A 12,936-nucleotide genomic window follows, 5' to 3' on the forward strand; every position below is an offset into this window, starting at 1 on the left:
GCCGCAGCGCGGCACGACGTCAGACGATCAACCACCCAGATAGGCGCGCTTGATATCGTCGTTGGCGAGCAGATTGTCGGCGCTATCGGCGAGCACCACACGCCCGGTCTCCAGCACATAGCCGCGATCGGCCACATGCAGCGCCTTGTTCGCGTTCTGCTCGACGAGGAACACCGTCACGCCTTCCTCGCGAATCGTGCGGATGATGTCGAATATCTGCGCGATCACGAGTGGCGCGAGGCCGAGTGTGGGCTCGTCGAGCAGCAGCAAACGCGGCTTGCTCATGAGCGCGCGGCCGATGGCGAGCATCTGCTGCTCGCCGCCCGACATCGTGCCCGCGCGCTGTTTCGCACGCTGATTCAGGCGCGGAAACAGCTTGAACACGTGCTCGATGCCCGCATCGATCTCGTGCTGTGAGGCGAAGAAGCCGCCCATCTGCAGGTTTTCGAGCACCGTGAGGCTCGGGAACACGCGGCGGCCTTCTGGCGAAATCGCCATGCCCTTGCGCATGATGTCGTGCGTGGGCGTGCGCGTGATGTCCTCGCCTTCGAACGTCACTTTCCCCGCCGATGCGCGCGGCGTGCCGCACACGGTCATCATGAGCGTGGTCTTGCCGGCGCCGTTGCTGCCGATCAGCGTAACGATCTCGCCTTTGTTCACTTCGATCGACACGCCCGCCAGCGCTTCCACCGCGCCATAGTGGGTATGGACCTTTTCCAGCTTCAGCATCAGTCCTCTCCGAGATAGGCCTTGATCACGCGCGGGTCGTTGCGCACTTCGCCGGGCTTGCCGATCATGATCGGCTTGCCGTGCTCCATCACCAGAATGCGGTCGGACACGCCCATCACGAGGCTCATGTCGTGTTCGATCAGGAGTACGGATATTCCGAACTCGTTACGCAGGCCGTCCACCATCTGCTGCAACTCGACCTTCTCCTGCGGATTCAAACCTGCCGCGGGTTCGTCGAGCATCAACAGACGCGGGTCGGTGATCATGCAGCGCGCGATTTCGAGCCGGCGCTGATGGCCGTACGAAAGCGTGCCCGCCTCGCGGTTCGCCACTTGCTTCAGGCCCACGCGTTCGAGCCAGTACGCGGCGCGCTCGAGCGCGGCACGCTCAGCCCGGCGATATGCAGGCGTCGCAAACAGGCCGCTCAGCATGTTGCGGTTCACCTTCAGGTGCTGCGCGACCATGAGGTTTTCGAGCACCGTCAACTGCTTGAATAGGCGAATGTTCTGGAACGTGCGCACGAGGCCGCGGCGCGCGACCTGGTGGCTCGGCTGACCGGTGATGGCGTGGCCTTCCAGCACGATGTCGCCTGCGGTGGGCTTGTAGAAGCCGCCGACGCAGTTGAACACCGTGGTCTTGCCCGCGCCGTTCGGCCCGATGATCGCGAACACTTCATTCGGACGCACGTCGAAGTCGATGCCGTCCACAGCCAGCAAACCGCCGAAGCGCATCTGCAGGCCGGCTACTTTCAACAACGCTTGTGCGCTCATTGCGGCAACTCCACGTGCGGACGGCTCGCGGGCAACAGGCCCTGCGGACGCCACATCATCATCAGCACCATCACCAGACCGAAGATCAGCATGCGGTACTCGGCAAAGCCGCGCGCCACTTCGGGCAGCGCGGTCAGCAGGATCGCGGCGAGCACCACGCCCAGTTGCGAACCCATGCCGCCCAGCACCACCACGGCGAGAATGAGCGCCGACTCGATGAACGTGAACGACTCGGGCGTGACGAGCCCCTGGCGTGCCGCGAAGAACGCGCCCGCGAGACCCGCGAACGAAGCGCCCAGCGTGAACGCCGAGAGCTTGATGCGCGTGGGATTCAGACCTAGCGAGCGGCATGCGATCTCGTCTTCGCGCAGCGCTTCCCAGGCGCGGCCCATCGGCATGCGCAGCAGGCGGCTCGTGACGAACAGCGTGAACGCCACCAGCACGAGTCCGAGCAGGTACAGGAAGATCACCATGTGCTCGCCGCTGTACTCGATGCCGACCAGCTCGTTGAACGTCTTCGCGCCTTCCACGCTCGCGTGGCGGGCCATTTCGAAGCCGAACACGGTGGGCTTGGGAATGCTGGAGATGCCGTCCGGGCCGCCCGTGATGCTCGTGAGGTTATTGAGCAACAGGCGGATGATCTCGCCGAAGCCGAGCGTGACGATGGCGAGATAGTCGCCGCGCAGGCGCAGCACCGGGAAGCCGAGCACGAAACCGAACGTGGCCGCAGCGAGCGCCGCGAGTGGCAGGCATTCCCAGAACGTAAAGCCGAAATACTGGTTGAGCAGTGCGTACGTATAGCCGCCCACCGCGTAGAAGCCCACGTAGCCCAGATCGAGCAGACCCGCGAAGCCCACCACGATATTCAGGCCCAGGCCGAGAATCACGTAGATGAGCGCGAGCGTCGCCACGTCGATCGCGCCACGCGAACCCATGAACGGAAACACCGCGCCGAACGCGAGCAGCACCCAGATCGCCACGCGCTGCTGGCGTGCGCCGAGCGCCGGCGCCTTGGGCAACCGCACGCCACTCGTTGCGCGCACAAACATCGGTTTGACGAGCTGGAACACGAACACCACGGCGGCCGCGATCCACACGGGGCGCCAGTGCTGCTGCAGCACGACCTGATAGCCATCCAGTGTGAGTTGCAGGCCGAGGATGGGCGCAGTGAGGATGATGGTCGCAACGGCGGCGGCAAGCGCCCCCTTCACCGTTTGCGACGACGTGGCGCCCTGTGCGGATACCGGTACCGAAACAGTCTGACTCATTTCGACCTCACACCTTTTCGACGTCCGGCTTGCCGAGCAGGCCGGTGGGACGGAAGAGCAGCACGAGCACGAGCAGGCCAAAGGCCACGACGTCCTTGTACTCCGCGGGCATATAGCCCGAAGCGAAGGTCTCGGCGAGACCGAGCAGCACGCCGCCGAGCATCGCGCCCGGAATGCTGCCGATACCGCCGAGCACGGCGGCCGTAAACGCCTTGATGCCCGCAATGAAGCCGATATACGGATTGAGCTTGCCGATCGTGAGACCGATCAGCACGCCACCCACCGCCGCGAGCATCGCGCCGAGCACGAACGTGAACGAGATCACGCGGTTGGTGTCGATGCCGAGCAGGTTGGCCATCTTCATGTCTTCCGCGCAGGCGCGGCACGCGCGGCCCATGCGCGAGCGCGAGATGAAGAGCGTGAGCGCGATCATCAGCACGAGCGTCACGCCGACGATCAGCATGCGCGCGTAGGGAATCGTCACTTCGAAGTTGCCGCCCATGTTGAAGTCGAGCGCGCCGGAGATGAGCATCGGCACGGACACGTCGCGCGCGCCCTGCCCGATCTGCACGTAGTTCTGCAGAAAGATCGACATGCCGATGGCGGAGATGAGCGGCACGAGGCGCGGGCCGCCGCGCAGCGGCCGATACGCCACGCGCTCGACCGCGAAACCGTAGAGCCCGGTGACGAGCACCGAGACGATGAGCGCCGCGCCCAGCACGAGCGGCAGCGGATAACCCGCCGAGGTGCCGATGGCCGTGAGCGTGACGAGGCCCACATAGGCGCCGATCATGTAGATCTCGCCGTGAGCGAAGTTGATCATGCCGATGATGCCGTAGACCATCGTGTAGCCGATGGCGATCAGCGCATAGATCGCACCCAGCGTGAGCCCGTTGACGAGCTGCTGGGTGAACTGAGGAAGAAAATCATTCATGCGTAAGCCCCGCGGCCGTGAAGCCGATGAGAGACCCTTAGAGAGACCTTTGAGACCGATCCTGTTGCTTTGGTTGTGCGCGCAACTTCCATAAAAACGCCCCGCCACGAGGAGGCGGGGCGTTTGCGGCGTGCAGCGCCGGGATCAGTTCGCGGCGGTCTTGGTGGCGTCCTTGTGCCACGTGTAGACGACGAAGTGGAACGACTTCAGGTCGCCCTGTGCGTCGTACTCCACCTTGCCGATCGGCGTGTTGAACGCGTTCTTGTGCAGGTAGGCCGCGACCTTGGTCGGGTCCGTGCTCTTCGCGCCGGCAATGCCGTCGGCGATCACTTCAACGGCGGCGTACGACGGCATCTGGAACGGGCCGTTCGCGTCGCGCTTGGCGTCGGCGAATGCCTTCACGAGCTTGGCGTTGGCCGGGTCCGATGCGAAGTCGGCGGGCAGCGTGACGAGCATGCCTTCCGAAGCCGGGCCGGCGATGGCCGTCACGTCCTTGTTGCCCACGCCTTCCGGACCCATGAACGTGGCCTTCACGCCCTGTTCACGCGACTGGCGCATGAGCAGGCCCATTTCCGGGTGATAGCCGCCGAAGTAGACGAAGTCCACGCCCTGCGACTTGAGCTTCGTGACGACTGCGGAGTAGTCCGAATCACCGGCGTTTATGCCTTCGAACACGACGACGGGAATGTGCGCCTTGTCGAGCGCCGCCTTGACCGACGTGGCGATGCCCTGGCCGTACGACTGCTTGTCGTGCAGGATCGCGACCTTCTTCGGCTTGACCTTGTTGATGATGTAGGCGGCGGCGGCCGGACCTTGCTGGTCGTCGCGGCCGATGGTGCGGAAGACGAACTGGCGCTTCTTGCCTTCGGTCAGTTGCGGCGCGGTCGCCGACGGCGTGACCATCACGACGCCTTCGTTCTCGTAGATGTCCGAAGCGGGAATCGTCGAGCCCGAGCAGACGTGGCCGACCACGTACTGAATGTGTTGCGAAACGATCTTGTTGGCGACGGCGACAGCCTGCTTCGGCTCGCACGAGTCATCCATCAGGACGGCTTCGAGCTTGTTGCCGTTCACACCGCCGGCGGCGTTGATCTGCTCGATGGCAGTCAGCGCGCCCGCCTTGACCATGTCGCCGTACTGGGCGACCGGGCCGCTGAACGGGCCGGCAATGGCGATCTTCACGGTGTCGGCGTTTGCGCTTGCACCAAATGCGAGCAGCGCGGCGGCCACGGAAACGGAGGTAAGGCGGTTAAGGCGGGACAACGGCGTCATCAGGAGCTCCTCGATTGTTTTCGGGTCAACCGGTCAGACGGAATGACCTGCGCAAACGAACAGCGCCCCAATGACCTTCAATGGGGAACAACCACGACGAGCACCAGAAAAAAAGACGTGACGGGGCCCGGCGTGTATCAGCGCCCTGGTAGGCGGCTGAGTTCGGAGAGACTGCTGAGTTACAGACTCTGTTGCGCAAGCGATCCGCCTGCCCCGTTCGCTGCAATTCGTACCGGAAAGGTGGACCGGGCCGAATCAGCGACCCGCGGATGCTATCAATAATCCATTTTTACGGCAACTAAGGGTTTTTTCGGATATCGACTTGAGTTTTGACATCGGTCAATTGAGGGGAATACTGGAAAGCGCTTGAAAAGGCTCGGGAAAATGGCTTTTCATGCGGGTTGAGCACCGCGCCCCCGGCTGAGATGACCAACTGGCGCGGGTGTGCGGAAAGACCGTGTTTTTGATTTTTACGTGATATCGATCGTCATTTTCATTTTCGATGAGATTCAATCGATGAATTGTAATTGCCAAGAGAATTTTCCTTAATGAATAATCACACCAATTTCGCCAATTTCATTATTTATATTACGGGAATACCCTAAATGCAGAATGCGCCAAATCGTTGATTCTCAAGGAGAAATATTACAACAACCTTAAAATTAAGATTTTGAACTGGTCGCATAATCTCCATCACCTTCGCCCCACCCACACTTTCGCGCCCAATCCGAAAACGAGAAAGCTTTCGTTGAAGCCCAGAGTTTTCCCATAATCAGATCGTGCAATCTCGAATTAATCTTCGCGACACCGTCGCGCGGCCGCCTCACTGACCCGCCAGCGCGTTCCAGCCCCGCAAGAGTCGGTGGTATCCTCGCTCCCTCGCCGCGCCCGTATGCACCACTTCGGCGCATGCCGCGTGCTCTCGCGCCACGCGTGAAGCCGGCGACGCCGCACCCTGTAGCTCCGAAAAAACCGCAAGAACCCAGCACTCGGGGGAGATCAAACAGCATGAAGACCTTCAAGCAGGCAGCCATTGCCACCACCCTTTCCCTGATCGCCAGCGCCGCCGCGCTCGCGCTGACTTCGGGCGCCGCACGCGCCGCCGAAACCGCGACCGTCGAAGTGCTGTCGATCGTCGAGCACCCGGCACTCGACGCGATCCGCGACGGCGTGCGCGACGAACTCAAGGCCGCCGGCTACGACGCCGGCAAGAATCTCAAGTGGGAATACCAGAGCGCGCAAGGCAACACGGGCACCGCTGCGCAGATCGCACGCAAGTTCGTGGGCGACAACCCGAGCGCGATCGTGGCGATTGCCACGCCCTCGGCGCAAGCCGTTGTGGCCGCAACGAAGTCCGTACCCGTGGTGTACTCGGGCGTGACCGACCCGGTGGCCGCGCAGCTCGTCAAGACGTGGACGCCGAGCGGAACGAACGTCACCGGCGTTTCCGACAAGCTGCCGCTCGACAAGCAGGTCGCGCTCATCAAGCGCGTCGTGCCCAACGCGAAAACCGTCGGGATGGTCTACAACCCCGGTGAAGCGAATTCGGTCGTAGTCGTGAAGGCGCTCAAGGAACTGCTCGCGCAGCAAGGCATGACACTCAAGGAAGCCGCCGCGCCGCGCACCGTGGATATCGGCCCGGCTGCGAAGAGCCTGATCGGCAAGGTCGACGTGATCTACACGAACACCGACAACAATGTGGTTTCGGCGTACGAAGCGCTCGTGAAGGTCGCCAACGATGCGAAGATCCCCCTCGTCGCTTCCGATACGGACAGTGTGAAGCGCGGCGCCATCGCGGCGCTCGGCATCGACTACGGCGACCTCGGTCATCAAACGGGCAAGGTCGTCGTGCGTATTCTCAAGGGCGAAAAGCCGGGCGCGATCGCCTCGGAAACCAGCAGCAAGCTGCAACTGTTCGTAAATCCGGCCGCCGCGCAAAAGCAAGGCGTGACGCTCTCGGCCGACTTGCTCAAGGACGCGACCACGGTCGTGAAGTAAGCCACAGGCGTGACGCATCGCACGCAATCACACTGCCAGGCCCGATAAGGGCTGCTCATTTGCGCAACGACGGTGCGCAACGGCGCGCCGCCCCATCCGGGCGGTGCGCGCCGCGCATCGACTCCGGCGCACCGCCGCCGCAGACCGCAACAGGATTCTTCCTCATGTCCCTCTACTCGCTTCTGGGCGCGCTCGAGATCGGCCTGATCTTCAGTCTCGTGGCCCTCGGGGTGCTGATCTCGTTTCGCATCCTCAACTTCCCCGACCTTACCGTCGACGGCAGCTTTCCGCTCGGCGGCGCCGTGGCGGCCACGTTAATCGCCGCAGGCCACGATCCGTTTCTCGCCACCGCGTGCGCGATCGTTGCGGGCGCAATCGCCGGCTTCATCACCGGCTGGCTCAATGTGCGCCTGAAGATCATGGATCTGCTCGCGAGCATCCTCATGATGATCGCGCTCTACTCGATCAACCTGCGCGTGATGGGTGCGCCGAACGTGCCGCTCATTTCCGAAGCCACGGTATTCACGATCATCCAGCCCGCGTGGCTGCCCGACTACGTGCTGCGCCCGCTCGCGCTGCTGGTCGTCGTGCTGGCCGCGAAGTTCGGCCTGGACTGGTTCTTCTCGTCGCAATACGGTCTCGCGCTGCGCGCAACGGGCGCGAACCCGCGCATGGCGCGCGCGCAGGGCATCGCCACGGGCCGCGCGACACTCGCCGGCATGGCGCTCTCCAACGCGCTCGTCGCTTTGGCTGGCGCCCTCTTCGCGCAAACCCAAGGCGGCTCGGATATTTCGATGGGCATCGGCACCATCGTGATCGGGCTTGCGGCCGTGATCATCGGCGAGAGCATCCTGCCCGCGCGCCGACTCGTGCTCACCACGCTCGCCGCCGTGCTCGGCGCGATCCTTTATCGCTTCTTCATTGCGCTCGCGCTCAACAGCGACTTCATCGGCCTCAAAGCGCAGGACCTGAACCTCGTCACCGCCGTGCTGGTGACGATCGCGCTCGTGCTGCCCGCCACGCGCAAGAAGCTGTTCGGCCGCAAGAACGGGAGGGCATGAGATGCTCAGCGCCAAAGACCTCAAACTGACCTTCAACCCTGGCACGCCGATCGAAACGCGCGCGCTGCGCGGGCTCACGCTCGAAATCCCCAGCGGCCAGTTCGTGGCCGTGATCGGCTCGAACGGCGCGGGCAAGTCCACTTTCCTCAACGCGATCAGCGGCGACCAGCGGGTGGATAGCGGCACGATCACCATCGACGGCCATGACGTCACGAAGAAACAGGCATGGGACCGCGCGCATCTCGTCGCACGCGTGTTTCAGGACCCGATGGCCGGCACCTGCGAGGCGCTCACCATCGAGGAAAACATGGCGCTCGCGATGGCGCGCGGCAAGCGCCGCGGCTTCGGTCCCGCGCTGAAAAAGCAGGACCGCGAACTGTTTCGCGCGAAGCTGCGTCTCTTGAATCTGGGACTCGAAAATCGTCTGAGCGATCGCATCGGCCTGCTTTCGGGTGGCCAGCGCCAGGCGGTGAGCCTGCTCATGGCGTCGCTGCAGCCCTCGCGTATCCTGCTACTCGACGAGCACACGGCGGCGCTCGATCCGAAAACGGCCGCTTTCGTGCTGGAACTGACCGCGCGTATCGTGGAAGAGGCGAAGCTCACGACCATGATGGTCACGCACAGCATGCGCCAGGCGCTCGACTACGGCCAGCGCACGGTGATGCTGCACCAGGGTCAGGTGGTGCTCGACGTGTCGGGCGATGCGCGCCGCGGACTCGACGTGCCGGACCTGCTGCGCATGTTCGAGCAGAATCGCCATGAGAAGCTCGACGACGACGCGCTGCTCTTGGGATAACGGTTCGAAGCGGCACTAAAAAGCCCGCCCCCCGTTCGAGGCGGCGGGCTCTTTCTTTTCCGCGAATTTACTTCGGATTCCGATTCAATGCCCCCCCCCAACGCGGGCGTCAGGAAGTCTTCGAATACTTGAACGTCCCCTGCGCGCTCGCGATCAGCAACCGATCGTCCACCCATGCCTCGGCACGCGCAAAGAAGATCGAGCGGCCGCCACGCTCCAGAAAACCCTTCGCCCGCACGAACTGCCCAAGCCCCTTGTCGAGGTAGTTGGTCGTGAGCGAGAGCGTGAAGCCATGGCGGGGCGGCTCGCCAACCGGCGAGAACAACCCCGCATAGCCGGCGGCGGCGTCGAGCAGCGTGGCGATCGCGCCGCCTTGCAGCACGCCCTGGCGATTGAGCTTCGAGGCGTCGATGGGCATGACCAGCTCCGCGTAGCCCTCGCGCCACTGCGCGACGCTCACACCGAGCGTTTCAAGAAACGGATTGTCCACGGCGAATTGCGACATACGCTGTCTTCCTTGCTTTATCTGGCGATGCGATTGATTATAGGGTGGCTGTACAGAGGCCGCAGCGCAGCGACGCCGCCCGAACGACTGTTCAGCGAATTTCCGCACAACTGTACATGGCCAGCGCTGCCGCGCCGCACAACACTGCCTTAAGGCGCCCCAAACGCGCCGCCCACGCAAACCACTTCCCGGTAAATCAAGGTACCCAAGATGAACGACAACGCGCTCCACCCCGATCCGCTGACCACTTCGCGTACTGCAGCGGCGGCGGCCGGGGCCGCGCCCGTGCCTTGTCCCACTGTCGATACGCTCGACCGCATCCTGCCCGAGGAGCCGCTCCTCATGATGGGTGCGGGCCCCGTGCCGATTCCCGACGCCGTGGCCAAGGCCAATACCGTCGTCATCAATCACCTCGGCGACACCATGGCGCGCGTCATTCACCAGGTGAAGACGATGGCGCGCTACGTGTTCCAGACGCGCTCGAACTGGGTGCTCGGCGTGGCCGGCCCGGGCTCGGCGGCCATGGAGATGGCGATCTCTAACCTCGCGTGGCCCGGCACCCGCGTGCTCTCCATCGTCAACGGCTTCTTCAGCCAGCGCATGGCCGAAATGGCGGGCCGCGTGGGTGCCGAAGTCACCACGCTCGACGTGGCCAACCGCGAGATCGCCTCGCTCGAAGCCGTGGCGCAGGCCATTGAACGCACGCGCCCGGCTGTCGTCACGATCGTGCACGGCGAAACGTCCAACACGGTCTGGAACCGTGAACTCAAGGAAATCGTGCAGCTCGCCAAGGCCGCCGGTGCGCTCGTGGTGGTGGACGCCGTGTGCACGCTGAGCACCATGCCGCTGGAAATGGACGCCTGGGGCATCGACGTCGTCATCACGGGGGGCCAAAAGGGTCTCTCGTCGATCCCCGGCGTTTCGCTCATTGCCTTCTCGGACGCCGCATGGGAGCGCGTGCGCACCCGCACCGTGCCGAACACGCACTGGTGCCTCGACGCCATGCTCGCCGAAAACTTCTGGCACAACGCCGGTTACCACTACACCGCGCCCGTCTCGGGCGTGCTGGCGCTGCACGAGGCGCTGCGGCTCGTGTGCACGGAAACGCTCGAAAAGCGCTTTGCACGCCATCTGCGCTGCTCGCTCGCGCTGCAAAGCGGTGTGACTGCGCTGGGCCTTGCGCTTTATACGCCGCAAACGTGCCGCCTGAATTCCGTGGTCGGCATCGAGCTTCCCGAGGGCGCGACCGCCAGCGCGGTGTGCAACCATATCTCGCAGCAATACCAGGTGGAGATTGCCGGATCGTTCGGTCTCCCGATCGTTCGCATCGGGCAGATGGGCGAGCAGTGCCGCGAGCACAATCTCTTTCGCACCGTGCACGCGCTTGGCCGCACGATAAGCGACCTCGGCGTGAAGGTCGATCTGCCCGCTGGCGTTGCCGCGCTCGAAGAGTCGCTCTCGGCCGGCTCGCGCGAAGCGCGACGTTAAGCGCTTACCGCGCCACCTGTCCGCTCAAAAACTCAAACGCGCCGCGCGCGCACGCAAATGAACGCCGGCGCCTGTACGAGTTCGGCGTGCAGCGCCGGCGATACCGCCTTCATTTCCGGTTGTGGCACGGGCTCGAGCACGCGGTCGATGGCCCACCCCGTTTCCATGAGCGCGTTGAAAATATCGGCAAGCGGGCGCCTGAATGCTTCCACCCAAGGCTTCGGCTCGCCGAAGCCGCCCCAATGCAGGCCGAACCGCGTCGTCTCGAAGTAGGTGCGCGAACCGCGCGTGCGCGTGTCGATCCAGTCGCGCATGGGATGGGACATCGAAAACACCAGCAATGCGCCGGGGCGCGCCACGCGGTGAAACTCCTGAAACGTCGGCGTGAGGTGCTCGACGTAATCGAGCGCGAGCGAGCACACGATGCGGTCGACCGAAGCACTTGCGAGCCATTCGAGCGGGCGCGCGAGATCGCCCTGCGCGACGTCGACTGCGAGGCCCGCGCAACGGGTCTTCGCCAGTTCGACCATCGCAGGCGTGACGTCGAAGGCCTGCACGCGCGCGCCCTCGCCCGCCAGCTCCGCGCTCACGATGCCGGGCCCGCAGCCCGCGTCGAGCACATCGAGCCCCGCCACCGCGCCTAGCAGCGAGCGAGTGGCGGGCCGCTCGTAGAGCGCGTTGTGTGGCTTGACGGGAGCCTGCTCGGCGTAGCGTTGCGCGAACTGCGTGTAGCTGGCGCGGCCGGGAGGTTCGTTGGGCACTGGGGCGGAGTTCTTGTCGTCGGTGGACATGAGAGAGGTTCGATGGCGATTGAGTACGCTATTGTCCATCGTTTCGCAGCAGCAGACCAATGCCATACCCGGCAGGACCTGCCCGGCCAGACTAGAACAGCACCGAAATGCCCGCCATGCCGACGAACTGCGCGTTCGTCGACGAAGGCGTCGCGTTCTGCGAGTCACCCACGGTCGCCACGGCACCGGCGATAGCGCCTGTTGCGCCGAGCGTTTGACCGCTCGCGCGCTGATACGCCTGCAACGCATAGAGCGTGGTGCGCTTCGAAAGATGCCACGACTCGCGCAGCGAGTATTGCTGGTAGCGCGCCGCGTTTGCGATGCCGTTCGCCTTCGCGGCCATGGTGTACGAGAACGCACCCGCGAAATCGACCGCCGGCGTCGCGCGCCATGCCGCCAGTGCGCCATACGTGTTGAACACGGCGGTATTCGCGAACGCCGCGGTGCCGCCCGTCAGATACTGCACGTTGGTGTAGTTCAAGCCGAAAGTGAAATCGCCCAGCGTGTAATTGCCGGCCGCAGCGATGTTCTGCACCGCGCGCGCCGACGCATAACCGCGATTCACCGCCGAAACGGCAAACGAGCCCGACGCGTTCGGATCGAAGTTCTGCGTGCGGCCCGTGTTGTTCAAGCGCAGATAACCGGCCGCGAGGCTCAGCGGGCCGCCCGTGTAGCGCAGCGCGGCGCTGAGGCTCTGTCCCGCGCCCGGGCTGCCGGCTATGCCGCTGAACCCGTACAGCACGCTCGCGCTCACTCCCATGAACACCGGCGACGTATAGGTGAGCGCATTGTTGATGCGCACCGTCGTGTCGAGGCTGTCGTAGTCGCCGGGGTGCGCGCCCGTCGCGCCCGTGAGCCAGTTGCTGGAGGCGAGCGGCCCGACGAAGAGCATATAGGGCGTGTACTGGCGGCCCATCGTCAGGGTGCCGTAGGTGTCGTTGGCGAGGCCCACGTAGGCCTGGCGGTTGAAAAGCAGTCCGGCCGACGATGCTGCGCCCGTGTTCGCGTCGAAGCCCGCCTGAAGATCGAAGATCGCGCGGGTGCCGCCGCCCAGATCTTCGTTGCCGCGAAGACCGAACTTGGAGGCGTAAAGGTTTCCCTGTCGCAGATAGACGTTGGAGCTGCCGTTCTGGTTGTTGACGTAGCTGATCGCATCGTCAACGACGCCGTATAGCGTGACGTTCGATTGCGCCTGGACGGGCGCTACCTCGCAGATTGCTGCCGCAAGCAAGAAGGCGCGCAGTGTAGCGGTTTTTTTCATCAGGTCTCCTTATGTTATTGAACGGACTGGCTGGTCGAACGGAGTCGGTAGGTAATCCGCCAC

Annotated in this window: 13 protein-coding genes; 4 read left to right on the forward strand and 9 right to left on the reverse strand. The window is 64.0% G+C overall.

Annotated features, from left to right (window positions below; all coding sequences use genetic code 11):
• Positions 1-27: 27 nt before the first annotated feature.
• The 6 genes from L0U83_RS20855 to L0U83_RS20880 all read right to left on the reverse strand — a co-directional run bounded on the left by L0U83_RS20855 (position 28) and on the right by L0U83_RS20880 (position 5,507).
• Positions 28-729, reverse strand: a complete 702-nt coding sequence (locus tag L0U83_RS20855; protein ID WP_233885923.1) for an ABC transporter ATP-binding protein — start codon at positions 727-729, stop codon at positions 28-30.
• A complete protein-coding gene (gene livG, locus L0U83_RS20860; RefSeq protein ID WP_233885924.1) occupies positions 729-1,499 on the reverse strand; it encodes a high-affinity branched-chain amino acid ABC transporter ATP-binding protein LivG in 771 nt (256 codons plus the stop codon). The genes L0U83_RS20855 and livG overlap by 1 nt, the downstream gene beginning before the upstream one ends.
• Positions 1,496-2,767, reverse strand: coding sequence for a high-affinity branched-chain amino acid ABC transporter permease LivM (locus L0U83_RS20865; protein ID WP_233885925.1), 1,272 nt, complete (start codon positions 2,765-2,767; stop codon positions 1,496-1,498). The genes livG and L0U83_RS20865 overlap by 4 nt, the downstream gene beginning before the upstream one ends.
• A gap of 7 nt (positions 2,768-2,774) precedes the next feature.
• Positions 2,775-3,701: a high-affinity branched-chain amino acid ABC transporter permease LivH gene (gene livH, locus L0U83_RS20870; protein ID WP_158760308.1), complete on the reverse strand. Its 927-nt coding sequence runs from the start codon at positions 3,699-3,701 to the stop codon at positions 2,775-2,777.
• A gap of 144 nt (positions 3,702-3,845) precedes the next feature.
• Positions 3,846-4,973: a branched-chain amino acid ABC transporter substrate-binding protein gene (locus tag L0U83_RS20875; protein ID WP_233885926.1), complete on the reverse strand. Its 1,128-nt coding sequence runs from the start codon at positions 4,971-4,973 to the stop codon at positions 3,846-3,848.
• A 339-nt stretch (positions 4,974-5,312) separates the two neighbouring features.
• Complete coding sequence (locus tag L0U83_RS20880; RefSeq protein ID WP_233885927.1) at positions 5,313-5,507, reverse strand: hypothetical protein; 195 nt, start codon at positions 5,505-5,507, stop codon at positions 5,313-5,315.
• Between the two features lie 474 nt (positions 5,508-5,981).
• Here L0U83_RS20880 and L0U83_RS20885 point away from each other — a divergent pair, with 474 nt between their 5' ends.
• The 3 genes from L0U83_RS20885 to L0U83_RS20895 all read left to right on the forward strand — a co-directional run bounded on the left by L0U83_RS20885 (position 5,982) and on the right by L0U83_RS20895 (position 8,828).
• The gene (locus L0U83_RS20885) at positions 5,982-6,971 is read left to right on the forward strand and encodes an ABC transporter substrate-binding protein (protein WP_233885928.1); all 990 of its coding nucleotides are present in this window, start codon (positions 5,982-5,984) and stop codon (positions 6,969-6,971) included.
• Between the two features lie 164 nt (positions 6,972-7,135).
• Positions 7,136-8,032, forward strand: a complete 897-nt coding sequence (locus tag L0U83_RS20890) for an ABC transporter permease (RefSeq protein ID WP_233885929.1) — start codon at positions 7,136-7,138, stop codon at positions 8,030-8,032.
• Between the two features lies 1 nt (position 8,033).
• Positions 8,034-8,828: an ABC transporter ATP-binding protein gene (locus tag L0U83_RS20895; RefSeq protein ID WP_233885931.1), complete on the forward strand. Its 795-nt coding sequence runs from the start codon at positions 8,034-8,036 to the stop codon at positions 8,826-8,828.
• A 109-nt stretch (positions 8,829-8,937) separates the two neighbouring features.
• Here L0U83_RS20895 and L0U83_RS20900 read toward each other — a convergent pair whose 3' ends face one another.
• Complete coding sequence (locus L0U83_RS20900) at positions 8,938-9,333, reverse strand: PaaI family thioesterase (RefSeq protein WP_233885933.1); 396 nt, start codon at positions 9,331-9,333, stop codon at positions 8,938-8,940.
• A gap of 342 nt (positions 9,334-9,675) precedes the next feature.
• On the opposite strand from L0U83_RS20900, the gene L0U83_RS20905 reads away from it, so the two are divergent.
• Positions 9,676-10,821, forward strand: a complete 1,146-nt coding sequence (locus tag L0U83_RS20905; protein ID WP_233886593.1) for a pyridoxal-phosphate-dependent aminotransferase family protein — start codon at positions 9,676-9,678, stop codon at positions 10,819-10,821.
• A gap of 32 nt (positions 10,822-10,853) precedes the next feature.
• On the opposite strand, the gene L0U83_RS20910 is transcribed toward L0U83_RS20905, so the two are convergent.
• Together L0U83_RS20910 and L0U83_RS20915 are read right to left on the reverse strand one after the other, a co-directional pair.
• Positions 10,854-11,612 (reverse strand): class I SAM-dependent methyltransferase, encoded by a 759-nt coding sequence (locus L0U83_RS20910; protein WP_233885935.1) that lies wholly within the window; start codon positions 11,610-11,612, stop codon positions 10,854-10,856.
• Positions 11,613-11,703: 91 nt separating this feature from the next.
• Positions 11,704-12,873 (reverse strand): porin, encoded by a 1,170-nt coding sequence (locus L0U83_RS20915; RefSeq protein ID WP_233885937.1) that lies wholly within the window; start codon positions 12,871-12,873, stop codon positions 11,704-11,706.
• Between the last annotated feature and the right edge of the window lie 63 nt (positions 12,874-12,936).

It is taken from the genome of Paraburkholderia flagellata (assembly GCF_021390645.1).
GTDB lineage: Bacteria > Pseudomonadota > Gammaproteobacteria > Burkholderiales > Burkholderiaceae > Paraburkholderia > Paraburkholderia flagellata.

What these genes read in the sequence shown, in the direction of transcription:
- L0U83_RS20855 (WP_233885923.1), bottom strand. Translation starts at nt 729, where the DNA reads ATGCTGAAGCTGGAAAAGGTCCATACCCACTATGGCGCGGTGGAAGCG.
- livG (WP_233885924.1), bottom strand. Translation starts at nt 1,499, where the DNA reads ATGAGCGCACAAGCGTTGTTGAAAGTAGCCGGCCTGCAGATGCGCTTC.
- L0U83_RS20865 (WP_233885925.1), bottom strand. Translation starts at nt 2,767, where the DNA reads ATGAGTCAGACTGTTTCGGTACCGGTATCCGCACAGGGCGCCACGTCG.
- livH (WP_158760308.1), bottom strand. Translation starts at nt 3,701, where the DNA reads ATGAATGATTTTCTTCCTCAGTTCACCCAGCAGCTCGTCAACGGGCTC.
- L0U83_RS20875 (WP_233885926.1), bottom strand. Translation starts at nt 4,973, where the DNA reads ATGACGCCGTTGTCCCGCCTTAACCGCCTTACCTCCGTTTCCGTGGCC.
- L0U83_RS20885 (WP_233885928.1), top strand. Translation starts at nt 5,982, where the DNA reads ATGAAGACCTTCAAGCAGGCAGCCATTGCCACCACCCTTTCCCTGATC.
- L0U83_RS20890 (WP_233885929.1), top strand. Translation starts at nt 7,136, where the DNA reads ATGTCCCTCTACTCGCTTCTGGGCGCGCTCGAGATCGGCCTGATCTTC.
- L0U83_RS20895 (WP_233885931.1), top strand. Translation starts at nt 8,034, where the DNA reads ATGCTCAGCGCCAAAGACCTCAAACTGACCTTCAACCCTGGCACGCCG.
- L0U83_RS20900 (WP_233885933.1), bottom strand. Translation starts at nt 9,333, where the DNA reads ATGTCGCAATTCGCCGTGGACAATCCGTTTCTTGAAACGCTCGGTGTG.
- L0U83_RS20905 (WP_233886593.1), top strand. Translation starts at nt 9,676, where the DNA reads ATGATGGGTGCGGGCCCCGTGCCGATTCCCGACGCCGTGGCCAAGGCC.
- L0U83_RS20910 (WP_233885935.1), bottom strand. Translation starts at nt 11,612, where the DNA reads ATGTCCACCGACGACAAGAACTCCGCCCCAGTGCCCAACGAACCTCCC.
- L0U83_RS20915 (WP_233885937.1), bottom strand. Translation starts at nt 12,873, where the DNA reads ATGAAAAAAACCGCTACACTGCGCGCCTTCTTGCTTGCGGCAGCAATC.